This is a genomic window from Pseudarthrobacter sp. J47 (genome assembly GCF_049810315.1).
GTDB lineage: Bacteria > Actinomycetota > Actinomycetes > Actinomycetales > Micrococcaceae > Arthrobacter.
In genome coordinates, this window is sequence record NZ_CP187358.1 from 1,956,876 (window position 1) to 1,981,580 (window position 24,705).

Sequence of the window (24,705 nt, forward strand, 5' to 3'; positions counted from 1 at the left end):
AAGTAAGCGCTTTCCAGCCTTCAGGCAGCGCCATGCCCTGGAGTTACTTCTTCTCCCGGCGCCACCGGGCCCGGGGGAGTACCGTCCCCGAACGGCCTGCCACCAAGCTCCTCGCGTCCGTGTGGGGTCAGCCAGCCGCTTAGGTCAGGCCCCTGGGGCACTATCCCTGTTGGGTTGATGTCCTCGTGGACGATGTAATAGTGCTGTTTGATCTGCACGAAGTCGATGGTGTCGCCGAAGCCTGGCGTCTGGAAAAGATCCCTCGCATAGGCCCACAGCACCGGCATCTCGCTCAGCTTTTGCCTGTTGCACTTGAAATGGCCATGGTAGACGGCATCAAAACGGGCAAGGGTGGTGAACAGCCGGACGTCGGCTTCCGTAATGGTCTCGCCCACCAGGAAACGTTGCGTGGAGAGACGTTCCTCCAGCCAGTCCAGTGCAGTCCACAGCCGGGTGTAGGCGGAATCGTAGGCTTCCTGCGAACCGGCAAACCCGCAACGGTACACCCCGTTGTTGACTTCGGTGAAGACCCGCTTGTTCACGGCGTCGATTTCTTCCCGCAAATGTTCCGGGTACAGGACGGGTGCCCCCGGCCGATGGAATTCGGTCCACTCCGTCGAGAAGTCCAGGGTGATCTGAGGGAAGTTGTTGGTAACCACGGCGCCACTGGGAACATCCACGATGGCCGGCACCGTAATGCCGCGTGGGTAGTCGGGGAAGCGGCGGAAATAGGCGTCCTGGATCCGCTCGATCCCCAGCACTGGGTCCACGCCGTTGGGGTCCAGGTCAAAAGTCCAGGAGCGGACATCGTGGGTGGGCCCCGGCTGGCCCAGCGAAATGACGTCCTCCAGGCCCAGCAGGCGGCGGACAATAACAGTCCTGTTGGCCCACGGGCACGCACGGGCGGCAACCAGGCGGTACCTGCCGGGTTCCACCTTCCAACCGGGTTCGCCGTTGCTTCCGGGCCGGCCGTCGCGGGTGATCCGGTCCTCAATGTAGTTGGTGTCCCGTGAGAACTCTTCGCCTCCGGTGACGTAGGCGCCACGGGTACTGTGCTCGGATGCGGCATCCTGCCTGCTGCTCTGGTTCATTCCTCCAGCCTATGCTCCGGGAAAGAGAACCGCAGCCGCGGGCAGCGAGGCCGCGTACCACGACGCGGCGATGGCGCCGGCGAACAGGAGCAGCCACACCACTGCGGGGACGCCCGTTGCCCTCTGGAGAAGGTAGGCGTCCGAGCTGCCCAGGGACCCCCGGCGCCGGATGTGAACGTTGATCAGGTTCCCCATGGCGCGGACTGAACCGACCAGGAGCATGAATCCCACCACAATGGCTACGTAGCCCGTCGCTGCTGTGGGAGCGAGGAGCACTACTGCGGTGCCGGCCGCCGAAGTTGCGACGACGATGGCCGCCCCCAGGAAATTCCTGACGAACAGCAATGAAGCCAGCACCACGGCGGTGGCGGCGGCAATTGCGGCACTGCCCCAACCGGTGAAACCGGCGGTAACCAGCGCTGCGCCAGCGACGGCCGGGGTCGGGTATCCCCAGAAACCGGACCAGACGGCCGGCCAGCGTTTGCGGCTCAGGGACGTGGTGGTGCCGGAGTGGTCAGCACGCAGCACGATGCTGCGAAGCCTCTGGCCCGTCATAAGGGCTCCGAAGGCGTGCCCCAGTTCATGGACAACAGTGGTGAGCAGGCCGAGGTAGCGCCAGCTCTTTCCCGGCAGTGACAGGACGGCGACGGCGGCGACGATCAGCAGAATGACGCCAGGACTGGCCTGGGGCACCGGGCCTTGGGTAAACGCCGCGTGAAGACGTTCGCCCAAGGCGCCAGGATTGTCCGGGAAGGTCAGCTGCAGGATGCCGTGAAGGTGCTGGTGGCTTCCTTATATGCGCCCGAGAGTTCTTCGAGGAGCGCCTCGTCGGGAGCAGCCTTGGAGGCCTCGTCGGTGTATTCGATGATCGAGGCGAGTGCAGGCTTCAGTTCATCGGAGGCAACCGTTTCAATGGGACGGATCTGGTTGGCCATCTGCGTGGCACCGGTCTTTCCCACGTTGTTGCCGGGGTTGGCCAGGACGGTCTGGACCCGCTCACAGGTTTCAGCTGTTGAGAGCTGTGTGGTGGCGGTACAGGCCGAGGCACCCAGCAGAACGCCGGCAGCAAGCACGGCAGTGGTGATTTTCTTCATGATTCCCTCATACGTTGATTGACGTTCGATTGTAAGCAGAAGATCCTGGACGCCGGTGCATGACAAAAAAGAACACCCCGGTCCAAGGACCGGGGTGTTCTCATTGTGTGCGCGGAGGGGGACTTGAACCCCCACCCCCTTTCGAGGACTAGCACCTCAAGCTAGCGCGTCTGCCATTCCGCCACCCGCGCAGGTGGTATTCCGGACAACGATTTCGCCTTGCAGCGTTTCGCATTTCTCCGAAGCGGCGAGAAAAACTCTAACACGAAGATCCGGTAAACATGGAATCGGGGCAACTGGGTAGGCTGAACCCAAGGCCCGCGTCGGCTTGGTACCGGCTATCCGGACTTCGCACGGGCCTCCACGGCCCACCACCTTGAGGAGTGATCATGCCTGACATCCGGCCTGAGGATGAAGTTGTCCAGATCTGCCAGGACCTGATCCGGATCGACACTTCGAATTTTGGTGACGGGAGCGGCCCGGGGGAGCGGAAGGCCGCCGAATATACCGCCGGCCTGATCGCGGAAGTTGGCCTGGACGCGGAAATTTTCGAATCAGCACCAGGCCGGGCCAATGTTGTGGCACGCATGTCCGGACAGGACCCGAGCGCCAGCGCGCTGGTGGTGCACGGGCACCTGGATGTTGTGCCGGCACTGAAGGAGCAATGGTCCGTCGATCCGTTCGGGGCCGAACTGCGTGACGGACTGATCTGGGGCCGCGGCGCAGTGGACATGAAGGACATGGACGCCATGATCCTGTCCGTCCTCCGCGATTTCGCCAGGACGGGGCGCAAACCCAAGCGGGACATCATCTTTGCCTTTTTCGCCGATGAAGAGGCTGGTGGCGAATACGGGGCGCGCTACGCCGTCGATAACCGGCCGGAACTTTTCGAGGGAGCAACTGAAGCCATCTCCGAAGTCGGCGGATTTTCCGCCACCATCGGCGGGCAGCGCACCTACCTTCTCCAGACAGCCGAGAAGGGCATCTCCTGGCTCCGGCTGGTAGCCCATGGCCGGGCCGGACACGGTTCGCAGATCAACACGGACAACGCTGTGACGCGCCTGGCTGCCGCCGTCACCAGGATCGGCGAATACAAGTGGCCGATCGAACTCACACCTACTACCCGCCAGTTCCTGGATGGGGTGACGGAACTCACCGGCGTGGAGTTCGACGCCGACAACCCGGACATCCTGCTCAGCCAGCTCGGCACCGTGGCGCGGTTCGTGGGGGCCACCCTGCAAAACACCACCAACCCCACGCTGCTCAAGGGCGGCTACAAGCACAACGTCATTCCGGAGTCGGCTGAGGCCCTGATCGACTGCCGCACCCTGCCCGGGCAGGCGGAGCATGTGCTGGAGGTGGTCCGCGACCTTGCCGGAACCGGGGTGGATGTGAGCTATGTGCACAGTGACGTCTCGCTGGAGGTTCCGTTCGCAGGGAACCTGGTTGACTCCATGATCGACGCCCTCCACTCAGAGGACCCCGGGGCCAAGGTGCTGCCCTACACACTCTCCGGCGGGACGGATAACAAATCATTGAGCCGGCTGGGCATCACCGGCTATGGCTTTGCCCCGCTGCAGCTTCCCGATGAACTGGATTTCACGGGGATGTTCCATGGCGTGGATGAAAGGGTTCCGGCGGACTCGCTGAAGTTCGGCGCACGCGTGCTCAACACGCTCCTGACCAACTACTAGGCGCGGAGCCTCAATAATGACCCCCGAGGAACTTCTTCCCGACGCACTCCTGGAACGGATCCGGGCACGTGCTGCAGGGTATGACCGCAATAACGCCTTCTTCCACGAGGACCTCGCCGAACTCGCTGACGCGGGCTACCTCAGGATTTTCGTGCCGGAGTCCGACGGCGGACTGGGCCTTGGTCTGGAGGCGGCGGCGCAGTGCCAGCGGAGACTGGCAACGGCGGCCCCGGCCACTGCGCTGGCGGTCAACATGCACCTGGTCTGGACCGGCGTCGCACATGTCCTCGCCGCCCGCGGGGACCACTCCCTGGATTTTGTGCTCCAGGAGGCCGGCCGGGGCGAGATTTTCGCCTTTGGAAACTCCGAGGCCGGGAACGACTCTGTGCTGTTTGACTCCCGGACGGTGGCCACTGCCTTGCCCGACGGCGGCTACAGCTTCACCGGAACCAAGATTTTTACCAGCCTTTCACCGGCCTGGACCCGCCTGGGAATCTTCGGAAAGGATCCCCAGGGCCATGATGGCGCCGGGGAACTGGTGCATGGCTTTATCCACCGTGATTCGGCCGGCTACAGGATCCTGGAGGACTGGAACACGCTGGGCATGCGGGCCAGCCAATCCAACACCACCGTCCTTGAGGACGCAGTGGTCCCTCCGGAACGCATCTTCCGCAAACTCCCGGTAGGACCAAACGCCGATCCACTGATTTTCGCGATCTTCGCGTGCTTCGAGTCCCTTCTGGCAGCGGTGTACACAGGACTCGGCGAACGCGCCCTGACCAAAGGGGTGGAGACAGTACACAAGCGAACGTCCTTCAAAAACGGTGGCCGCAGCTATGCCCAGGACCCGGACATCCGCTGGAAGGTTGCGGACGCCGCCATGGCCATGGAAAACCTGTACCCGCAACTGTCCCAGGTGACCCGCGACGTTGATTCCCTGGCTGATCACGGGCGGCTGTGGTTCCCGAAACTTGTGGGGCTGAAAGTCAACGCGACTGAGACGGCGCGACGGGTGGTGGACCTGGCCATCCGGGTGTCCGGAGGCTCCAGCTACTTCAGCGGTTCGGAACTCGAGCGCCTCTACCGGGACGTCCTTGCAGGCATGTTCCACCCGTCAGATGACGAGTCGGCGCACAACACCGTGGCCAACGCCTGGTTGGGGCCATTGGAGCCGAACGTGGACTAGGCGGTCCGCTGGACCTGCATGACGCGGCGGCGCAGCCAGAAACGGCGGCCTCCGCCCATGTACAGGACGCTTTTTTCCAGCTCCCATTTACCGTATTCGGAGTGCTCAACCAGGCGCCGGCGCGCTTCGTGGAGCGAATCGTCAGGGCTCACCGTCAGGACGAGGTACTCGTACTGACGAAGGTAATCCCGTTCCCTCTGGACCGAGCTGGTGAGAAATTGTTCCCTCATTTGACCTCCATTCTCGTCCTTTTCCAGCTAACGTGAAGTCATGAGCATCGATCCGCGTGTCGCGCTTGCGTCCCTGACTTCCGCCTTGGAAGAACACCTTATAGCAGCCTCGAACCGCCGTGGTGATGGCGACCCTGCGGTGGAGGCGGCGTTTTTCGCCGTGGCTGACGCCTTCGAAGTTTACGAAGACGCACTCTACGAGGCCTATAACGAAGTCACGCCCCTCCAGGTGTTTGAAGACGAGGAAGAGGACGATGACGAGCTGGATGAAGTGGACGAAGAGGACCTCGACATCGTCGAGTAGCGTGCGCTAGGTGGCGGAAGCCGAAACGTCCGTCAACGCCGCATGGATCTGGGGCGGCAGGGGAGTAAGCCGGGCATCGAGGATTTCCTTGAGTTGCACAGGAGTCCGGGCACCCACTATCGCCGTAGCTACGCCTTCCCCGGCCAGCAGCCAGCTAAGCGCAACGTCGGTGGCGGACCTGCCCAATCCGTTGGACGCCATGGCCGCCGCTTCAACAACGCGTGAGGCGCTTTCCGAAAGGTAGGGCTGGACGTAGGCGGCAGTAGCGTCGCGGGCGGCCCGGGAATCAGAAGGAATATGACCGCGGTATTTACCGGTCAGCGCACCGCGTCCCAGGGGAGCCCACGCCATCAGGCCTAGTCCGGCGTCTTCAACGGCGGGAACCAGCTCTGCTTCCACAGCCCGGTTCAGCAGGGAATATTCGGCCTGGCAGGCCACCAGCGGGAACCCTGCCACGGCGGCCGCCTTGGCAGTCTGCCAGCCGTTGAAGTTGGCGATCCCTGCATATCGGGCACGTCCGCTTCGGACCGCGTACTCCAAGGCGCCAAGGGTCTCCTCCAACGGCACGTTCCGGTCCCATGCCTGCGCAAACCAGATGTCAACGTAGTCGGTGCCCAGGCGGGCAAGGCTGCCGTCCAGGGCTCCAAGCAGTGCGTGCCGTGACGTATCCACGGACTGCTTCCCGTGGCGCATTGAAAGGCCCGCCCGGCTGGAGATGGACACCTCAGTGCGGGAGACGACGTCGCCGATCATTGAACCGAGCAGCGCCTCGGTGCCGCCACCGCAATACCAGGCGGCAGTATCCACCAGCGAACCGCCGGCGTCGATGAACATCCGCAGCATGTCCGCTGCGTCCTGGGTATCAGTTTCGGGGGTCCAGGACATGGTGCCGAGGGAGAGGGCGGACACCCTGAATCCGCTGTTTCCGACATAGCGCTGCTGCATATCAGAAAGCTTACGGCCGGATCGGCACGTTCCATGACGTAGGGTCTTAGCGTGAACTGGTTTGAAGCGGCCTTTCTGGGCCTTGTGCAGGGACTGACCGAATTTTTGCCCATTTCATCGAGTGCGCACCTGCGCATCGTCGGGCAATTCCTCCCCAATGCAGAGGATCCCGGCGCAGCGTTCACCGCCATCACGCAACTGGGTACCGAGACCGCCGTCGTGGTCTATTTCTGGCGCGACATCGTGCGGATCGTCACCGCCTGGTGGGGATCCCTCTTTGGCAAAGTCGAGCGGAGCAACCCTGACGCGCGGATGGGCTGGCTGGTCATCCTCGGCAGCCTGCCGATCATCGTGCTGGGCCTGCTCTTCCAGGACCAGATCGAATCGGTCCTGCGCAGCCTGTGGATCGTGGCAACCAGCCTCATCGTGTTCGGCCTCATTCTTGCCGTGGCAGACGCCGTGGGGAAGCAGGAGCGGGAGCTGTCCAAAATCACCTACAAGCACGGCCTGGTCTACGGGCTCGCCCAGGCCATGGCCTTGATCCCGGGAGTCTCCCGTTCCGGCGGCACCATCACGGCCGGTCTGCTGATGGGCTACACCCGGGAAGCGGCCGCCCGCTACTCATTCCTGCTGGCCATTCCCGCAGTATTCGGCAGCGGTCTCTACCAGTTGTACAAGGTGGTCTCGGCCGAAGGAATCACCGGGCCTTACGGGTTGCCCGAGACCGCCCTGGCCACCGTCATCGCTTTTGTGGTGGGTTACATCATCATCGGCTGGTTCCTCAAATACGTCTCCACCCGCAGCTACCGGCTCTTCGTCTGGTACCGGATCCTGCTGGGCCTGGCCCTCTACCTGCTGCTTGGTTTCAACGTCATCACCGCCTAAGCATTAGGCTTGATATGTGAAAACATGGACATCCCTTCCCGTTCCCGAGGTCCCCGGCAGGATGCCGGCAATCCGGATCTTCGATTCCGCGCTGCGCCGTGAGGTAACGCTGCCGGCGGAAGGCGGGCAGTCACTGTATGTCTGTGGGATCACCCCTTATGACGCTACCCATATGGGCCACGCCGCCACGTATGTTGCGTTTGACCTGCTGAACAGGGCCTGGCGGGACGCCGGACTGGGAGTCAGCTACGTGCAGAACGTGACCGACGTCGACGATCCGCTCCTGGAACGGGCCACCGCTACCGGGGTGGACTGGCAGGATCTCGCCGCGGAGCAGATTGCGTTGTTCCATGCAGACATGGAAGCGCTCAATGTCCTTGCCCCGGACCACTACGTCGGTGCTGTCGAAGCTGTTCCGGACATCGTCCCGGAAATCGAGCGCCTCATTGAGGCGGGTCTTGCGTACCGTGTAGCGGCCGCCGGTGACGAGCCTGCCGGAGACGTCTACTATGACGTCGTTGCGGCCAGTAATCATCCGGACCTCCCGGGCGCCTGGAAACTGGGCAGTATTTCCAACCTGCCTGAAAGCGACATGCTGGAACTGTTCGCAGAGCGCGGAGGCGATCCCCAACGGCCCGGCAAGAAAAACGCGCTTGACCCCTTGCTGTGGCGTGTTGCCCGCCCTGGAGAACCAAGCTGGCCCGGAGCCTCGCTCGGTGAAGGCCGTCCAGGATGGCACATCGAATGTACTGTCATTGCCCAGAAGTATTTGCCTGCACCCTTCACGGTCCAGGGCGGTGGATCCGACCTGATCTTCCCGCACCATGAGATGGGCGCAGGCCACGCGTACTCGCTGGCCGGCGTGCCGTTGGCCCGTCACTTTGCCCACACCGGAATGGTGGGGCTGGACGGCGAAAAAATGAGCAAGTCCAAGGGGAACCTGGTGCTTGTCTCGCGGCTTCGCACCGCAGGCGAGGAACCGGCAGCAATCCGCCTGGCCATTATGGCCCACCACTACCGCAGCGAATGGTCATGGACAGATGAGGCGTTCCTGCAGGCCAAGGCCCGGCTCAAGCGCTGGCGTGAAGCGGCTGCGTGTGCTCCCGCGGGATCGGCAGGGCCTTTGATCGAGCAGATGAGGTCCGCCCTCGCCAACGATCTTGACGCCCCTGCGGCACTGGCCGCCGTGGACCGCTGGGCGGACAACGCGGCCAGCGACTCCAGCAACATGGCCGCCCTGGCGGACGGCTCCCTGGCTGGCGCCCCTGCCAGCCGCACCGATGAAGCACTGGTCAACGACGCCCTGAGCGCCCTCCTGGGCGTGGAGCTCTGACTAGGGCTTTTCCTTGCCCCGGCGCTTGAGGTAGCGCTCGAACTCCCGGGCAATGGACTCACCGCTGGCCTCCGGCAGGTCAACGGTGTCCTTGGCCTCCTCAAGCTGCCGGACGTAAGCGGCGATCTCCGGGTCCTCGGTGGCCAGTTCGTCAACTCCGCGTTCCCAGGCGTCCGCTTCCTCCGCCAGTTCAGCGGTATCCAGCGGGACCTGGAGCAGTTCCTCGATGCGGTGCAACAGTGCAAGCTGGGCCTTGGGAGACGGCGCCTGGGCAACGTAGTGGGGGACTGCCGCCCAGAGGGACATCGACGGCAGGCCTGCCAGCAGGGCCACCTCCGCCAGGACCCCCACGATTCCCACGGGGCCTTCATACTGGGACGCCTCGAAGTTCATCCGCTCGCGCAGTGCGGCATCGTCCGTTGAGGTGCTGACGGGGATGGGCCGGCTGTGCGGTACGTCAGCCAGCAAGGCGCCCACCAGGATCACGTAGTCCACGTTCAGGGCCTCGGCCTGGACCAGCAGTTCAGCTGTGTACGCACGCCATTTGTAGGATGGCTCAGTTCCCTGGACGAAGATGACATCCACATTCGTTCCCGGCGCCGTGGCCTTATAGATCCGGGTGGAAGGCCACTTGATTTTCCGCTGGCCTGCAGCGTTCCGCCGCACAGTGGGCCGGGTGAACTGGAAATCGTAGTATTCGTCGGCGTCGATCGTGGCGATCTTCTTGCCGTCCCAGAGCTTGTTGAGGTAGCGAAGGGCATCGCTTGCCGCCTCGCCGGCATCATTCCAGCCCTCAAAGGCGGCAAGCATGACCGTGATGCGTGCGCCATCCTCCACCGGCTGGAGGAGACGCTCAGGCTCGGGCGGGGTGCCGGGGTCTACGGTGTCTCCATCGAAGCTGTTCATTCCAACACCCTACGTCCAAGACGGCGCCCGGCGCACAGCATTCCGGGCAACACATGGCGCGCTCCACACGGTGTACGCCGAGGGCGTACAGTGAACAGCCTGTGCACCGCCATCCCCGTAGAGTGGAGCACATGCACACGCCTGTTCAGACGCCCGTCCAGCCCGGTAAAACCCTCCGCGCGGTCCTCTGGGACATGGACGGGACCATCGTGGATACCGAGCCCTACTGGATGGCAGCTGAGCACGCCCTCGTTGCCTCCTACGGCGGAACCTGGTCCCACGAACAGGCCCTGCAACTCGTGGGGCAGTCGCTGGACTACTCTGCAGGACTTCTCCAAAAGGCCGGCGTGCAGATGGAAATCCGCGAAATCATCGACTCCCTGACCGCTTCGGTGATCGCCAACATCCGCCAGGAAGTACCCTGGCGCCCTGGCGCGCGGGAACTTCTGGACGAACTCCATGCCGAGGGCGTGCGGTGCGCACTCGTCACCATGTCAGAGGCGCCGCTGGCACGGGAGATCGTTGCCAGCCTCGCCAAGCCGTACTTCGAATTCGTGGTCACCGGAGACACCGTCACGCAGGGAAAACCGCACCCCGAAGCCTACCTGCGGGCCGTGGCACTTCTGCAGGCAGCGGATCCTGAGCTGGATGTCCGGCACTGCGTGGCACTGGAGGACTCTGTGCCGGGCGTGGCCGCCGCCATGGCGTCCGGTGTGACCACTATTGCCGTTCCGCACATCACGCCCCTGCCGCCGGATGCGGGCACCTTCACCTGGGATTCGCTGGCCGGCAGGACAGTAGCTGACCTTAATGCCGCAGCGTCTGCGGGGGCGCTCCGGAATGAACAGGTCGTTGCCGGGCTTTCGGAAGCCACGCCGGCCGGGGGAATCTCCCATGGCTGAGGCGCCTCCCGGCCCGGGGGCGGCTAGTAAGCGTGAAGGCATTTCGCTGGGCAGGATCGCTGGAATTCCGGTCATCCTGGCCTATTCGTGGTTCATCATTGCCGCGTTCATGGTTGTGGCGGGTGGCCCGGTGCTGGCGGCTAGAAACCCAGTGCTCGGTGTCATGTCCTACTACGTCGCGTTCGCCTACGCGGTGCTGTTGCTGATATCGGTGCTGGTGCACGAACTCGCTCATGCACTCAGCGCCAAGGTTTACGGCTGGCCCACCCGAAAAATCGTCCTCACCCTGATGGGCGGACACACGCAGTTCGAAAACTTCACGGCCTCGCCCGGCCGTTCCGTGGTGGTCGCGCTGGCGGGTCCCGCCGCCAACTTCCTTCTTGCGGGTGTTGCAGGATTGGTGCTCATGGCCCTGCCTCAACTGAGCGTGGCAGCATTTTTGGCCGAAGCAATTATGTGGGCCAACTTCCTGATTGCCATCTTTAACGTACTTCCCGGCCTGCCCCTGGACGGCGGACGGATCGTCGAATCACTCGTCTGGAAGATGACGGGCAGCCAGGCCAAAGGCACAGTGGCAGCCGGCTGGGGCGGGCGGATCATCGTGATCGCCCTGGTGGTGTGGTTCATCGTTCTGCCCCATGCCAGCGGAAGGCCTGTGGACCTGACCCTGGTGGTGGTCACGGTCCTGGTATGCGGCTTCCTATGGGTGGGCGCTTCCGCCGCAATCCGCCAGGGCTCCCTCCGGGGACGCCTGCACCTGGTCAATGCCGGGGCACTGGCCATGCCTGCGAAGGGCCTGGCGGCATCCGCCACGGCAGGCCAGGCGCGGGCGGCGTCCGCGGGAGGCGCCGCCGTCGTCATCTGTGGTCCTGACGGGCGGCCCGCAGCGGTAGTAGACCGCGGCGCGCTGGCCGCAGTCCCGTCGTCAGTGCTGGATTCAACCCCTGTCACGGCCGTCAGCTATCCGCTGGCACCCGGCGCCTACGTTCCGGAGTCCGCCAGCGGACCCGAACTCATCCAGTACCTCTCCAGGCTGACCGGCGAAGAATATGCGGTGATCAACCAGCGCGGTGACGTTACCGGCCTCCTGGGCCAGGCGGCGGTGCTCACGGCGCTTACGGGAAAGCCCGGACCGCGTAAATAGTTATCCCGGCCGGACAGGCCGGTAGAGTTACTTGCTGGCCGTGCCCACGGCCGGGATTTACAGGAGCGAGGAAATCACGTCATGAGCAGCGAATCTGCCGCAGTCCAGGAAACGGCTGCGGGCGCGGAAACCAACCGGGGAGAAGCAGTCGGCGCGGCCCGCCGTCGTGGTCCCTTCCGTGAAGGTGAGCGCGTTCAGCTGACTGACGAGCGTGGCAGGATGAACACCGTCACGCTGGAGGCGGGTGGGGCATTCCACACCCACCGCGGCTTCCTGAACCATGATGAGATCATCGGCCAGCCGGACGGTTCGGTCGTTGTGAACAACGTGGGCCAGCAGTACCAGACGCTGCGCCCGCTGCTTTCGGACTTCGTGCTCTCCATGCCGCGCGGTGCAGCCGTGGTCTACCCTAAGGACGCCGGCCAGATTGTGACCATGGCTGACATCTTCCCGGGGGCACGCGTGGTCGAAGCCGGCGTCGGCTCGGGCGCCCTGTCCATCTCGCTGCTGCGCGCCGTTGGAGACAACGGCTACCTGCATTCCTTCGAACGCCGCCAGGAATTCGCGGACATCGCCCGCGGCAACGTGGAAACCATCTTTGGCGGACCGCACCCGGCCTGGAAGATTTCGCTGGGTGACTTCCAGGAGGAAGTCGTCCGCACGGAAGAGCCCGGCTCCGTGGACCGCGTTGTGCTGGACATGCTGGCGCCGTGGGAATGCCTGGACGCCGTGGCTACTGTCCTTGCCCCGGGCGGCGTGTGGATCAACTACGTGGCCACCGTGACCCAGCTTTCCCGCACGGCCGAAGCGATCCGCGCAGACGGCCGCTTCACGGAGCCTGACGCCTGGGAATCCATGGTGCGGGGCTGGCACCTGGAAGGCCTGGCTGTCCGTCCGGACCACCGCATGGTGGCACACACCGGATTCCTGCTGGTTACCCGCAGGCTCGCGGACGGCGTCACGGGAATCTCCGTCAAGCGCCGCCCCTCCAAGACGGATTTCAACGAAGAAGATGTCAACGCATGGACTCCCGGCGCTGTTGGCGAGCGTCCGGTATCGGACAAAAAGCTCCGCCGCGCGGCCCGCGATGCCATCGCCGGGACCAACATCAAGGATGAGCCGGAGATTACGAACTAAGCAGCATTCGGGGGAGTTGCCCCCAGTACCTGCCATCTTGGGGTTAAGGTCTTAAGAGAAGCGCAGGAAGGGGCTGAGGCATCATGGAAACTCCCAATGAGGGTTCCGCAGGAACGCCGGCAGAACAGGCTTCTGTCAATGGAATCACCGCAACGGACCGCCAGATCAACATTCTTCGGGACAAACTGCGGAACATCGACCGCCAACTCGTGGCGGCCTCGCAGAACAACTCCAAGCTTGTCAGCATGCTGGAGGCTGCCAAAGCTGAGATCGTCCGGCTGAAGAATGCGCTGGACCAGGAGGGTCAGCCCCCCTACAGCTTTGGCACCATCCTGCAGATCAATCCAAGGAAGCATCCGCAGCCCGGGGACAGCCGTCAGGCCGTCGCCGAAGATTCCGTGGACATCTTCAATGCCGGCCGGAAGATGCGGGTGGGCGTCAGCCCGCTGATCAACATCAGCCAGCTGGCGCCGGGCCAGGAAGTGCTGCTGAACGAGGCCCTCCTCGTGGTGGCCGGCCTGGGCTACGAACGTGCCGGCGAGTTGGTCACCCTGAAGGAAAAGCTCGGAACCGACCGCGCCCTGGTAGTGGGGCGCGCGGATGAGGAACGGGTCATCAGGCTTTCCGGGGCCCTACAGGCCGAGCGCCTCAGGGTCGGTGACGCGTTGTCCATTGATTCCCGGACCGGTTATGCCCTGGAGAAGGTTCCGCGTTCCGAAGTCGAAAACCTCGTGCTTGAGGAAGTTCCGGACATCACCTACCAGGACATCGGTGGCCTGGGCCCGCAGATCGAACAGATCCGCGACGCCGTCGAGCTTCCTTTCCTGCACCCGGACCTCTACCGGGAACACGGACTCAAGGCCCCGAAAGGCATCCTGCTCTACGGCCCCCCAGGGTGCGGCAAGACGCTCATCGCCAAGGCGGTGGCCAACTCACTGGCCGCCCGGGCCGCCGAACGCGCAGGCAACACGGACCTGAAAAGCTATTTCCTGAACATCAAGGGTCCTGAACTGCTGGACAAGTACGTCGGCGAAACCGAACGCCACATTCGCCTGATCTTTGCGCGGGCACGGGAGAAGGCCTCAGACGGCAGCCCCGTAGTGGTCTTCTTCGACGAAATGGATTCGCTGTTCCGCACCCGCGGCACGGGTGTCTCCTCCGACGTCGAAACCACGATCGTTCCTCAGCTGCTGAGCGAGATCGACGGCGTCGAACGGCTGGACAACGTGATCGTCATCGGTGCCTCCAACCGTGAAGACATGATCGATCCGGCCATCCTGCGCCCCGGACGGCTGGACGTAAAGGTCAAGATCCACCGGCCGGACGCCGAGGCAGCCGCGGACATCTTCAAGAAGTACATCACCGAAGACCTGCCGTTCCACCAGCATGACCTTGCCGAACACCATGGCGACGTCTCTGCCACCGTGGATGACATGATCCAGCGCACGGTCGAGGCCATGTACTCCACGGAAAAGTCCAACGAGTTCCTTGAGGTGACGTACGCCAACGGCGACACCGAAATGCTGTACTTCAAGGACTTCAACTCCGGCGCGGTGGTCCAGAACGTTGTTGACCGGGCCAAGAAGTACGCCATCAAGGACCTCCTGACACTCGGCCAGAAGGGCCTGCGGATCGATCACCTGCTGCGGGCCGTCGTGGATGAGTTCCGCGAACATGAGGACATGCCGAATACCACCAACCCGGATGACTGGGCACGGATATCCGGGAAAAAGGGCGAACGGATCACCTACATCCGGACCATCGTCCAGGGCAAGGCAGGCCAGGAACCCGGAAAGTCGATCGAGACGACGCCCACCACGGGGCAGTACCTGTGACAGCAGCACAGCACCCGGCCGGCAGCGAAGGCTTGCCCGTCGGCGGGGCCATGCGGGTGATGGGGGCGGAAACCGAATACGGCATCCACGCCCCCTCATCGCCTGGCGCGAACGCCACCATGATGTCGGCAAGGGTTGTCCAGGCCTACGCGCAGGTCACGAAGCAGCGGGCTGCCGGTGGTGCGGAAACCCGCTGGGACTATACGGACGAGGAGCCGCTGCATGATGCCCGCGGCTGGAACCTGGAGCGCTCTGAGGCCCATCCGAGCCAGCTGACTGACCAGCCTCCTGTGCTTGATGCCGAGGCGATAGCCCTGGCCTACGGACGGGACGAGCTGGAGCTGGACGGCGAGGACGAGGCCGGTTCGCTCCTGATGAACATGGTGCTGGGAAACGGTGCCCGGCTTTACGTGGACCACGCACACCCTGAGTATTCCAGCCCTGAAGTCACCAACCCGCGGGACGCCGTCATCTGGGATGCCGCAGGAGACCTGGTGGCTCTTGCCGCCGTCCGCCGGCTGGCCGGTGATCCCACACTGCCGCACGTAAACCTGTACAAGAACAATACGGACAACAAGTCGGTGTCCTACGGTTCGCACGAGAACTACCTGATGCCGCGCTCGGTGCCCTTCTCGGACATCGTCCGTGGGCTGACGCCGTTCTTCGTGACCAGGCAAATCATGTGCGGCGCCGGACGGGTGGGCATCGGCCAGGACGCCGGCAGGGTGGGCTACCAGATCAGCCAGCGCGCGGACTTCTTCGAAGCCGAGGTGGGCCTGGAGACCACCATCCGTCGGCCCATCATCAACACCCGCGATGAACCGCATGCGACGGCGGATAAATACCGCCGCCTGCACGTCATCATCGGTGACGCGAACCTCAGCCAGGCTTCGAACTACCTCAAGTTCGGGAGCACGGCCATGGTGCTGAGCCTGATCGAGGCGGGCCTGGCTCCCAAGGTAGAGGTGTACGAACCTGTCGCAGCCCTCCAGGCGGTCAGCCATGACACGTCCCTGGCGGACACACTGAGGCTGATGGACGGCCGAAGGGTTACTGCACTGGACCTGCAATGGATGTACTACGAGGCAGCCGCCAAGCTCGCCCAGGAAAGTGGGGTGGCGGACGCCGTGGACGGCGACGGTCACACCCACGCCGTACTGGAACATTGGGCCACCACCCTGACCCAGCTTGGCAATGACAGGGCAGCCGCTGCCGGCTCGGTGGAGTGGCTGGCCAAGCTGTCCCTCCTCGAGGGGTACAGGCAGCGCGACGGACTGGACTGGGGCCACGCCCGGCTGGGGCTCGTGGACCTGCAGTGGGCGGATATCCGTCCGGAGAAGGGTCTGTACTACCGTCTTGCCTCCCGGAACCGGATGCAGAAACTGGTGGACGACGCCGAGATCGCCGCAGCGGTGACGGAACCGCCGTCGGACACCAGGGCCTTCTTCCGGGGCAAAAGCGTCAGCAACTTCGGCAAGCACGTGGTCGGGGCCAGCTGGGACTCGGTCATCTTTGACGTTCCCGGCTACGGCAGGCTGCAGCGGGTGCCCACCCGGGAACCGCTGCGGGGCACCAGGGAACTGACTGGAGCACTGTTTGAACGGCACCGGGACACGGAGTCGTTCCTGGCCGAACTGCTGGGGCAGAACAGCGCTCCGCCAGGGGCTTAAACGGCACCGGTGGACCGGCAGCGTGGCAATATGGGCTTATCGGATGTTTCGGCAGGGAAAGTCCGCTGGAACTGAAAGAGGGAGAGAAAAATGGCAGCGCAGGAACAGCAGCAGCCCCAGTCGCGGGACGACGTCGTCGAGGACGAAATCCCCGAGGCCCCGCCGGCGGTGCCCGAAGCCCAGGCTTCGGCCGCAACCCAGGGCGTGGATGACCTCCTGGACGAAATCGACGGGGTCCTTGAATCCAACGCCGAGGAATTCGTCCGCGCCTTTGTGCAAAAGGGCGGCCAGTAAGGGAGTCCGCGGCGCCCATTGGCGCTGATGCACAGGCTGGACAGGGTTTTCTACATCAAGGAGTGCACCATTGCAGGAACGAACCGCCCACCGGATAGCTGCCAACGCCACTTCGTCCTTCACTGAGCATCTTCAACGCGACCGTCCTGAGCTGCTTCCGTTCAACCTGGCAGCAGGCCACAGCGGCCCGGGGCAGCCGCTGCAGGCGGCCCATGCCACCACCATCGTGGCATTGACGTTCGACGGCGGTGTCCTGATGGCGGGGGACCGGCGGGCCACCATGGGGAACGTGATCGCCAGCAGGCACATCGAAAAGGTGTTTCCGGCTGACCAGTTCTCTGTCCTGGGCATAGCCGGAACGGCCGGAATCGCCTTGGACATGACACGGCTGTTCCAGGTGGAGCTGGAGCACTATGAAAAAATTGAAGGCACGCTGCTGAGCCTGGACGGCAAGGCAAACCGGCTTGGTGCCATGATCCGCGGCAACCTCGGGATGGCCATGCAGGGCCTGGCCGTCATTCCGCTGTTTGCCGGCTTCGACACCGTGGCCCGCGTGGGACGGCTATTCTCGTATGACGTCACCGGCGGCAGGTATGAGGAACAGGAACACCATTCGGTAGGGTCCGGTTCCCAGTTCGCCCGCGGCGCACTGAAGAAACTCTGGCGGCCCAACCTGGGCCAGGAGCAGGCGGTTGCCGTGGCCGTGGAATCCCTCTACGACGCCGCCGACGACGACTCCGCCACAGGTGGTCCGGACACCGTCAGGCAGTTGTGGCCGGTGGTCTATGTGGTCACCGCAGAAGGCGCCCGGCGGATTCCGGAGCAGGACCTTGCGGCCGTAGCAGGATCCATCATCGAGGCCCGGGCCATCGCCGGGCGGGAGGCATAAACATGACTCAGCAGTTCTATGTCTCTCCCGAACAACTGATGAAGGACCGCGCCGACTTCGCGCGGAAAGGAATTGCCAGGGGCCGTTCAGTAGCGGTGATCAGCTGCGCGGAGGGCATCGCGCTGGTAGCCGAAAACCCGTCTCCATCGCTGCATAAGATCGGCGAGATCTACGACAAAATCGCCTTCGCGGCTGTTGGCAAATACAACGAGTTCGAGAGCCTTCGCCAGGCCGGAGTCAGGTACGCGGACGTACGGGGGTATTCCTACGACCGTGAGGATGTCACCGCCCGGGGGCTGGCCAGCGTCTACGCACAGAGCCTTGGTGCGGTATTTACCGCTGAGCAAAAGCCGTTCGAAGTTGAGCTGGCCGTTGCCGAAGTGGGTGTCCGCCAGGACCAGGACCACCTCTACCGCCTGACCTTCGACGGCTCCATTGCCGACGAAAACGGCTTTATTGTGATGGGCGGCCAGGCAGATACCGTCTCTGCGGCCATCAGCGGAGGCTGGCGGCCCACGCTCACCTTCACGGAGGCGATCAGGCTCGCCGTGCGCGGGCTGGTTCCGCGCACGGAGACCGAGCCCCAGCCGCAGCCGGCCGTGGAAGTAGCCGTCCTGCACCGGGATTCGGAAAACACCAGGGGAACGCGGCGCGCCTTCCGAAGGCTTACTGCTGCCGACGTCGATCCGCTGTTGAAGGGGGACCACTGATGGACAAGAGAATCTTCGGCATAGAGACCGAATTCGGCATTTCCTATTCCAGCCCGGATTCCCGCCCGCTAGCGCCTGAGGAAGTTGCCCGGTACCTTTTCCGGAAGGTTGTCAGCTGGGGCCGGTCTTCGAACGTGTTCCTCACCAACGGCTCCCGGCTGTACCTGGATGTCGGTTCCCACCCTGAGTACGCAACGGCCGAATGTGACGACCTCGCCCAGCTGATCGCCCATGACAAAGCGGGTGAGCTGATCCTTGACGACCTCGTGGACGAGGCCCAGTCCAGGCTCGCGGCCGAGGGCTTTAATGGAACCGTCTACCTTTTCAAGAACAACACCGATTCGGCCGGTAACTCCTACGGCAGCCACGAGAACTACCTGATCCCGCGCCGCGGTGAATTCTCCCGTCTGGCCGAGATCCTGATTCCGTTCCTGGTTACCAGGCAACTGATCGCCGGAGCCGGCAAAATCCTGAAAACCCCGCACGGGGCCACCTTCGCGTTCTCGCAGCGGGCAGACCACATCTGGGAGGGCGTTTCCTCAGCCACCACCAGGTCCCGTCCCATCATCAACACCCGGGACGAGCCGCACGCTGATGCCGAGTTCTACAGGCGGCTCCATGTCATTGTTGGTGACTCCAACATGTCCGAGACCACCGCGCTGCTGAAGGTGGGCACCGTGGACCTCATCCTGCGGATGGTTGAAGCCGGCGTGATCATGCGGGACATGCGGATGGAAAACCCCATCCGCAGCATCCGCGAGATTTCCCACGACCTCACCGGCCGCGCCCTGGTACGGCTGGCCAACGGAAGGCAGCTCACCGCCCTGGAAATCCAGCGCGAATACCTTGCCAAAGTCTCTTCCTTCGTCAAGGACCATGGCGCACACAACGCGCAGGTGCCACTCATCCTGGACCTCTGGGAGCGGACCCTTGACGCCATTGAGTCCGGCAACACGTCAGCGATCGACACCGAGGTTGACTGGGCCATTAAGAAAAAACTGGTGGACAGCTACCAGGCACGCCACGGGCTGGAGCTGGATGCGCCGCGTATCAGCCAGCTGGACCTGACGTATCACGACATCTCGCGGACGCGTGGCCTCTTCTACCTGCTTCAGTCCAGGGGCGCCGTGCGGCGGCTGGTGGACGATCCGGCCGTTAAGGCTGCCGTCGATGGACCGCCGCAAAGCACCAGGGCCAAGCTTCGCGGCGACTTCGTCCGCAGGGCCCAGGAACTCGGCCGGGATTACACAGTTGACTGGGTCCACCTCAAGCTCAACGACAGGGCGCACCAGACCATCCTCTGCAAGGATCCTTTCCGGAGCGTCGACGCCCGCGTTGATGCCCTCCTGGATTCTATGGGCTGACTCCCAGCTTCAGCCGCTATCCTTGACGGGGCATTAATCTGTCCTGACGTGCCCGCCACCGTGCGGGTGCAACGTCCACCCAGCCCCGACGAAAGTTCTTACGTGCGCCGAATACTCGCAATAATCCTTCCCGCACTGTTGCTGCTGACCGCCTGTGGAGGGTCCGGGGAACCTGAACCTACCAGCCAGTCCGCCGGTGAAGTGGCCAAACTCGACTCCGTGAAGGTAACGGACAATGGTGAGGCCAAAGCGCCTGGCCTGGAGTTCACCAAGCCGCTGGAAGTAGCGGAGCCCACCATCAAGATGGTGTCCGAGGGATCCGGTGACGCCGTGAAGGCTAACCAGGTCGCGGACATCGCCATCCTGGCGGTGAATGGAACGGACGGCTCCACCCTCGAAGACACCTTCGCCGGACAGCCTGAGCCGGTTGAAGTCAACGATGAGCTGAAGGAGAGCGGCAGCCTCGTCTACAACGCCCTCCTCGGCGCCAAGGTGGGTTCCTACCTGGCGCTGGCAGCACCCGGACAGCCGGCATCCGGAGAAACCGCGGCAGCGCCGACGCAGCTGCTGATCATCAAGGTGCTTTCAGCCCGCGATGTCACCCCTGCGCTGGAGGAGCCTGAAGGTGAATCCGTTGAGCCCCCCGCAGGCCTTCCCACGGTCACCGAAAAAGACGGCGTTCCGGAGATCTCGGTGGACGGCGTCGCAGCCCCGACCGAACTCGTTGCCCAGGACCTGATCAAGGGCTCGGGCGCCGAGGTGAAGGAATCGGACACCTTGACCGTTAACTACGTTGGCGTCACCCTGGCTGGTGGCACCAAGTTCGATTCGAGCTTCGACCGCGGCGAACCGGCGTCCTTCCCCCTGACCAACGTCATCCCGGGCTGGACGCAGGGCCTGGCCGGCAAGACCGTAGGTTCCCGCGTCCTCCTGGTCATTCCCCAGGACCTTGCCTACGGTGAAGCCGGGCAGGGCGAAGCCAAGGGCGACCTGGTGTTCGTTGTGGACATCCTCGGCGCCAAGTAAACCTGTACCTGCATATCCATAGCTATCGAAGGAGTAACCATGTCATTTGGCCAGCGCAATTTTGACCGCCAGAAGCCCGAGATCGACTTCCCTGAAGGCGATGTCCCCACCGAACTGGTCATCACCGACCTCATCGAAGGTGACGGCGCCGAGGCTAAAAAGGGCGACACCGTCTCCACGCATTACGTAGGCGTTGCCTGGTCCACCGGCGAGGAATTCGACGCCTCCTGGGGCCGTGGTGCACCGCTGGACTTCCGCGTAGGCGTGGGCCAGGTCATCCAGGGATGGGACCAGGGCCTCCTGGGCATGAAGGTAGGCGGCCGCCGTCGCCTGGAAATCCCTTCGGAACTGGCGTACGGTTCCCGCGGCGCAGGCGGGGCAATCGGCCCCAATGAGGCGCTGATCTTCGTTGTTGACCTGGTGGGCGTCCGCTAGTCAATAGCAAGACGCTGCGGAGCGCGGTAACAATCAGGGACATCTTTTCCTGGCTGTGACCGCGCTCCATGCGTTAAACCTCCGTGTTTAGTAACGTAGCCAAGGTGTCCGCTACCCGCACTGAACGTCTCCTGAACCTCCTGATGGCCCTGCTGAATACCCGCTATGGCCTGCGCCGCAGTGAGCTTCGCGAGAAGATCTACCCATCCAGCTCCGATACCGCCTTTGGCCGCATGTTCGAGCGTGACAAGAACGATCTTCGTGATTTCGGGTTCGACGTCGAGACGGTCATGGATACCGGATGGGGCTCGGATGATCCGGCCACTACGCGTTACAGGATCGGCAAGGAATCAAACCGCCTGCCGGACGTTCAGCTGAGCCGTGGCGAGTGGGCCGTCCTCCTGCTGGCCGCCCAGTTGTGGGAGCAGGAAGCCATGGGGACGGCTGCCGCCAACGCCCTGCGCAAGCTGCAGGCTGCCGGGGGAGCCGCGGAGGTTGATGTACCGCCCGCCATCCAGCCGAGGATCAAGCCTGCCGGGCAGGCCTTCGATGTCCTGGTGGCAGCCATGCACGCCCGGAATGCAGTGACGTTCCGGTACCTTGCCGGCAGTACAGGCGTGGAAGAACTGCGGACCGTGGAACCCTGGGGCCTGGGCAGCCGCTTTGGCCACTGGTACCTGGCCGGCCGCGACCGCCGGCGCGACGCCCTTCGATACTTCCGGTTATCGCGCTTTACCAGCGACGTCAGCGTCCTGGCGGATGGAACGTTTGTGCCGCCGTCGGACTTCGACATCCGCGCGGAGCTGGCGAAACTTCCGGAACTCCCGCTGTCCCACGCCTTGGTGGAGGTGCCCGCGGGACGGCTGCTGCAGCTGCGCCGGAGGGCTGAAACCGTGCCCCAGGGCGGCGCGGAAGGCACCAGCGGGCCAACCAACGACGACGGTACGGACGTTCTCCGGCTGCCGTTCCGGGACGCTGAGGTACTTGCGGAAGAGCTCGCTTCCTACGGTCCACAGGTACGGGTCCTTGAGCCCGAGGACCTGGCATCGTCCGTCAGGCGGAGGCTGCACGCGGCCACCCGGCTCGCGGAGTCGCCCGTTCCCGCCTACTCCTTCGACACAAAACAGTCCCGACCGGCACGTCCGCGGACTTCCGAGGACCAACTGCGCAGGATGCTGGAACTGGTGCCGTTCCTGGTGCACAACCAGGGCCTTCACATCCAGGAAGTTGCTGACAAGTTCGGCGTGACACGCAACCAGTTGGAGGAGGATCTGCGGATCCTGATCTGCACGGGACTGCCTGAGGGTTACCCGGGGGATCTCTTCGACATCCAGTGGGAGGACGACCACGTCTTCATCATCGAAGACCTCGAGTTGACGCGCCCTGTCCGCTTTACGGTGGAGGAGGCGTGCGCGCTTCTTACGGGTCTCTCCGCCCTGAACGGCCTGCCGGAACCGGCTGATGATCCGGCCCTCGAATCGGTAACCCTCAAGCTCCTCGCGGCAGCCGGGGAGGAGGGGCTCCGGGCAGCCTCCCTGTCCGGTCCGGACGTGGTTCCGGCGGAGCGCGCCACTATGGAAACCATTTCGTCGGCCATCGCGTCCGGCTCGCAGCTCCATCTGCGCTATGTTTCACCGCTCCGGGATGAAGTCAGTGAACGGAACATCGATCCGCTGCGGCTCTTTTCACGCGACAACGTCTGGTACGTCGAGGCGTGGTGCCATGGAGCGGGCGGCATCCGTAACTTCCGCCTTGACCGGATGGAGTCCCTTGAGCCCAACGGGCTCGCTGCAGAGCACGGTTCCAGTGAGCTGGGCACCGGCCCGGCGCGGCCCTTTACGCCGCGGGACGAGGATACTGTTGTCACGCTGCAGCTCACCCGGCAGGGCTCGGGCCTTGCCGATGACTACTTCGCGGAACGGACAGCCAATCTTCCGGACGGCGGGCTGGTGGCGGACATCCGGATTGGCAATGCCGACTGGATTCCCATGCTGGTGGCACAGCACGGCGGCCAGGTGCGGGTGCTGGCGCCTGAGGAACACGCCAAGGCGGCCCGGAACTGGGTGGAGTCCGCCCTGCACCGGTACGGAGGATAGACTGGATATCATGCCTTGGTGGTCCTGGATTGTGATCTGGATCGCGCTGATAGCGCTTTCCCTCTTGCTTTTCGTGCTGCTCGGAATCCGCTTGTTCCGGCAGGCCATGGCAGTAATGCGCGATCTCGGTGCAGCAGGGGAGAAGCTTGGCCAGGTCGCGGCGTTCCCTCCGTCCGCGGTGCCCCCGGGAGGCAGCGCAGGTCCTGAGCCGGGATGGGCAGTTTTTGCCTCGCCGGACCAGGTAAGACATGATTACCTCACCTCCAAGGCATCCCGCCGGGAATTGCGCCGTCAGCGGCGCGTGCAGCGCAAGAAGGACAGGCATCAGCCCCAGCGCCTGCACGACCTCGAATTAAACTAGACGTAGAAATACCCCCAGAAAGGAATTCCCGTGGGAAGACTGTTTGATAGCCCCTGGCCGATCCTCATCATCATCATCGTGGCCCTGCTGCTCTTTGCTGCTCCCAAGCTTCCGGGCATGGCACGCAGCCTGGGCCAGTCCATGCGGATTATCAAGTCCGAGGTCAAGGAAATGAAGAACGACGGCAAGCCTGAGGCCAACGACGCCACCGGCCCCGTTGAGGGCAAGGTCGTGAACCACCCGCAGAACGAACAGCGGAACAACGACGGCGGCACTACCGGCGGCAACGACGTTCCGCCGTCCAACCGCATCTGATCCAGTGGCACTGACGAAAGGCCGCAAATCCAACCCTGAGGGGAGGATGGCTCTCTGGGATCACCTCAGGGAGCTGAAGAACCGCCTGATCAAGTCGGCCATCGGCATCCTGGTGGCTGCCGTTGGGGGCTGGTTCCTTTACGATCCCGTGGTCAACGGGCTGTCATCGCCATTGATCACCATCGCCGAAGAAACGGGCCGTACAGCCGTCCTGAACTTCGCGACGATTGCGGATCCTTTCGCGTTCAAAATCCAGATCGCCATCCAGATCGGCCTGGTCATCTCCAGCCCCATCTGGATCTACCAGGTCTGGGCGTTCATCACTCCTGGCCTGACCTCGAAGGAACGCCGCTACACGCTGGGATACATGTTTGCAGGCGTGCCGCTGTTCCTGGCCGGCGTGTACGTGGGCTGGTGGGTCTTTCCCACGGTTGTCCGGGCACTGCTGCAGTTCACTCCCGCGGAAGGCGCGAACAACATTGGCGCGGCCGACTACCTGACGTTCGTCACCCAGATGTTCCTCATCCTGGGGATTTCCTTCCTGGTACCGGTGCTGCTGGTGGGCATCAACATGGCCGGGGTAGTGCGTGGCCGGACCATCCTGAAGGCCTGGCGCATCATTGTGTTCCTGGTGTTTGTGCTGACCGCCCTGGCAGCACCGGGCACCGATGCGCTGTCCATGATCATGCTGGCAGGGCCCCTGCTGGTGCTGTTCTTCGCGGCGATTGGCCTGTGCATCCTCAATGACAACCGCCGGGACAAGCGGGCCGCCAAGGTTGCGGCCGAAACCGAAGCCAACGCTGACGTGGCCACGCCTAGAAGCGAACTGAAGAATCTCTAGGGGGCCATTAGGCTGGAG

The 24,705-nt window shown here is 63.6% G+C and carries 26 protein-coding genes and 1 tRNA gene; 20 read left to right on the top strand and 7 right to left on the bottom strand.

The window, feature by feature from the left end:
• Positions 1-20: 20 nt before the first annotated feature.
• From ACPJW8_RS08860 to ACPJW8_RS08875, 4 genes are all read right to left on the bottom strand, one after another.
• A complete protein-coding gene (locus ACPJW8_RS08860) occupies positions 21-1,091 on the bottom strand; it encodes a glutathione S-transferase family protein (protein WP_330188803.1) in 1,071 nt (356 codons plus the stop codon).
• Positions 1,092-1,100: 9 nt separating this feature from the next.
• Positions 1,101-1,823, bottom strand: a complete 723-nt coding sequence (locus ACPJW8_RS08865) for a M50 family metallopeptidase (protein ID WP_330188804.1) — start codon at positions 1,821-1,823, stop codon at positions 1,101-1,103.
• A gap of 23 nt (positions 1,824-1,846) precedes the next feature.
• Complete coding sequence (locus tag ACPJW8_RS08870) at positions 1,847-2,185, bottom strand: hypothetical protein (protein WP_330188805.1); 339 nt, start codon at positions 2,183-2,185, stop codon at positions 1,847-1,849.
• A 108-nt stretch (positions 2,186-2,293) separates the two neighbouring features.
• A tRNA-Leu gene (locus tag ACPJW8_RS08875) sits at positions 2,294-2,376 on the bottom strand.
• A 198-nt stretch (positions 2,377-2,574) separates the two neighbouring features.
• Between ACPJW8_RS08875 and ACPJW8_RS08880 the strand changes: the two genes are divergently transcribed.
• A complete protein-coding gene (locus ACPJW8_RS08880; RefSeq protein ID WP_330188806.1) occupies positions 2,575-3,879 on the top strand; it encodes a M20/M25/M40 family metallo-hydrolase in 1,305 nt (434 codons plus the stop codon).
• Between the two features lie 16 nt (positions 3,880-3,895).
• On the top strand, positions 3,896-5,065 hold the full coding sequence (locus tag ACPJW8_RS08885) for an acyl-CoA dehydrogenase family protein (RefSeq protein WP_330188807.1): 1,170 nt from the start codon (positions 3,896-3,898) through the stop codon (positions 5,063-5,065).
• Here ACPJW8_RS08885 and ACPJW8_RS08890 read toward each other — a convergent pair.
• A complete protein-coding gene (locus ACPJW8_RS08890) occupies positions 5,062-5,295 on the bottom strand; it encodes a DUF5703 family protein (protein ID WP_330188808.1) in 234 nt (77 codons plus the stop codon). The two genes, ACPJW8_RS08885 and ACPJW8_RS08890, sit on opposite strands and share 4 nt — an antisense overlap.
• A gap of 40 nt (positions 5,296-5,335) precedes the next feature.
• Between ACPJW8_RS08890 and ACPJW8_RS08895 the strand changes: the two genes are divergently transcribed.
• Complete coding sequence (locus ACPJW8_RS08895) at positions 5,336-5,599, top strand: hypothetical protein (protein WP_330188809.1); 264 nt, start codon at positions 5,336-5,338, stop codon at positions 5,597-5,599.
• A 6-nt stretch (positions 5,600-5,605) separates the two neighbouring features.
• On the opposite strand, the gene ACPJW8_RS08900 is transcribed toward ACPJW8_RS08895, so the two are convergent.
• A complete protein-coding gene (locus tag ACPJW8_RS08900) occupies positions 5,606-6,544 on the bottom strand; it encodes an aldo/keto reductase (RefSeq protein ID WP_330188810.1) in 939 nt (312 codons plus the stop codon).
• 51 nt (positions 6,545-6,595) lie between these two features.
• Between ACPJW8_RS08900 and ACPJW8_RS08905 the strand changes: the two genes are divergently transcribed.
• Entirely contained in the window at positions 6,596-7,429 is an 834-nt protein-coding gene (locus tag ACPJW8_RS08905; RefSeq protein ID WP_330188811.1) for an undecaprenyl-diphosphate phosphatase, read from the top strand.
• Between the two features lie 16 nt (positions 7,430-7,445).
• Complete coding sequence (gene mshC, locus ACPJW8_RS08910; RefSeq protein ID WP_330188812.1) at positions 7,446-8,762, top strand: cysteine--1-D-myo-inosityl 2-amino-2-deoxy-alpha-D-glucopyranoside ligase; 1,317 nt, start codon at positions 7,446-7,448, stop codon at positions 8,760-8,762.
• Here the strand turns inward: mshC and ACPJW8_RS08915 are convergent, their stop codons facing one another.
• Positions 8,763-9,668 carry a PAC2 family protein gene (locus ACPJW8_RS08915; protein WP_330188813.1) on the bottom strand — a complete coding sequence of 302 codons (906 nt, stop codon included), beginning with the start codon at positions 9,666-9,668 and terminating at the stop codon, positions 8,763-8,765.
• Between the two features lie 194 nt (positions 9,669-9,862).
• On the opposite strand from ACPJW8_RS08915, the gene ACPJW8_RS08920 reads away from it, so the two are divergent.
• The 15 genes from ACPJW8_RS08920 to tatC all read left to right on the top strand — a co-directional run bounded on the left by ACPJW8_RS08920 (position 9,863) and on the right by tatC (position 24,687).
• Positions 9,863-10,570 (top strand): HAD family hydrolase, encoded by a 708-nt coding sequence (locus ACPJW8_RS08920; RefSeq protein WP_425256469.1) that lies wholly within the window; start codon positions 9,863-9,865, stop codon positions 10,568-10,570.
• A complete protein-coding gene (locus tag ACPJW8_RS08925) occupies positions 10,563-11,714 on the top strand; it encodes a site-2 protease family protein (protein ID WP_330188815.1) in 1,152 nt (383 codons plus the stop codon). Before ACPJW8_RS08920 ends, ACPJW8_RS08925 begins: the two co-directional genes overlap by 8 nt.
• Before the next feature lie 81 nt (positions 11,715-11,795).
• Positions 11,796-12,851, top strand: a complete 1,056-nt coding sequence (locus ACPJW8_RS08930) for a tRNA (adenine-N1)-methyltransferase (RefSeq protein WP_330188816.1) — start codon at positions 11,796-11,798, stop codon at positions 12,849-12,851.
• A gap of 83 nt (positions 12,852-12,934) precedes the next feature.
• Complete coding sequence (gene arc, locus ACPJW8_RS08935; RefSeq protein ID WP_330188817.1) at positions 12,935-14,686, top strand: proteasome ATPase; 1,752 nt, start codon at positions 12,935-12,937, stop codon at positions 14,684-14,686.
• 50 nt (positions 14,687-14,736) lie between these two features.
• Positions 14,737-16,356 carry a depupylase/deamidase Dop gene (gene dop, locus ACPJW8_RS08940; RefSeq protein WP_330188866.1) on the top strand — a complete coding sequence of 540 codons (1,620 nt, stop codon included), beginning with the start codon at positions 14,737-14,739 and terminating at the stop codon, positions 16,354-16,356.
• A gap of 90 nt (positions 16,357-16,446) precedes the next feature.
• On the top strand, positions 16,447-16,650 hold the full coding sequence (locus tag ACPJW8_RS08945) for a ubiquitin-like protein Pup (RefSeq protein WP_330188818.1): 204 nt from the start codon (positions 16,447-16,449) through the stop codon (positions 16,648-16,650).
• A gap of 70 nt (positions 16,651-16,720) precedes the next feature.
• Complete coding sequence (gene prcB, locus ACPJW8_RS08950; RefSeq protein WP_330188819.1) at positions 16,721-17,539, top strand: proteasome subunit beta; 819 nt, start codon at positions 16,721-16,723, stop codon at positions 17,537-17,539.
• Positions 17,540-17,541: 2 nt separating this feature from the next.
• Positions 17,542-18,249: a proteasome subunit alpha gene (gene prcA / locus ACPJW8_RS08955; protein WP_330188820.1), complete on the top strand. Its 708-nt coding sequence runs from the start codon at positions 17,542-17,544 to the stop codon at positions 18,247-18,249.
• Positions 18,249-19,613 (top strand): Pup--protein ligase, encoded by a 1,365-nt coding sequence (pafA, locus tag ACPJW8_RS08960; RefSeq protein WP_330188821.1) that lies wholly within the window; start codon positions 18,249-18,251, stop codon positions 19,611-19,613. Before prcA ends, pafA begins: the two co-directional genes overlap by 1 nt.
• A gap of 102 nt (positions 19,614-19,715) precedes the next feature.
• Complete coding sequence (locus ACPJW8_RS08965; protein ID WP_330188822.1) at positions 19,716-20,639, top strand: FKBP-type peptidyl-prolyl cis-trans isomerase; 924 nt, start codon at positions 19,716-19,718, stop codon at positions 20,637-20,639.
• Between the two features lie 39 nt (positions 20,640-20,678).
• Complete coding sequence (locus tag ACPJW8_RS08970) at positions 20,679-21,074, top strand: FKBP-type peptidyl-prolyl cis-trans isomerase (protein ID WP_330188823.1); 396 nt, start codon at positions 20,679-20,681, stop codon at positions 21,072-21,074.
• A 104-nt stretch (positions 21,075-21,178) separates the two neighbouring features.
• Positions 21,179-23,170 carry a helix-turn-helix transcriptional regulator gene (locus ACPJW8_RS08975; protein WP_330188867.1) on the top strand — a complete coding sequence of 664 codons (1,992 nt, stop codon included), beginning with the start codon at positions 21,179-21,181 and terminating at the stop codon, positions 23,168-23,170.
• 10 nt (positions 23,171-23,180) lie between these two features.
• Entirely contained in the window at positions 23,181-23,531 is a 351-nt protein-coding gene (locus ACPJW8_RS08980) for a hypothetical protein (protein WP_330188824.1), read from the top strand.
• Between the two features lie 30 nt (positions 23,532-23,561).
• Positions 23,562-23,846 carry a Sec-independent protein translocase subunit TatA gene (gene tatA, locus ACPJW8_RS08985; protein ID WP_330188825.1) on the top strand — a complete coding sequence of 95 codons (285 nt, stop codon included), beginning with the start codon at positions 23,562-23,564 and terminating at the stop codon, positions 23,844-23,846.
• 46 nt (positions 23,847-23,892) lie between these two features.
• Positions 23,893-24,687, top strand: coding sequence for a twin-arginine translocase subunit TatC (gene tatC, locus ACPJW8_RS08990; RefSeq protein ID WP_330188826.1), 795 nt, complete (start codon positions 23,893-23,895; stop codon positions 24,685-24,687).
• Positions 24,688-24,705 lie beyond the last annotated feature (18 nt).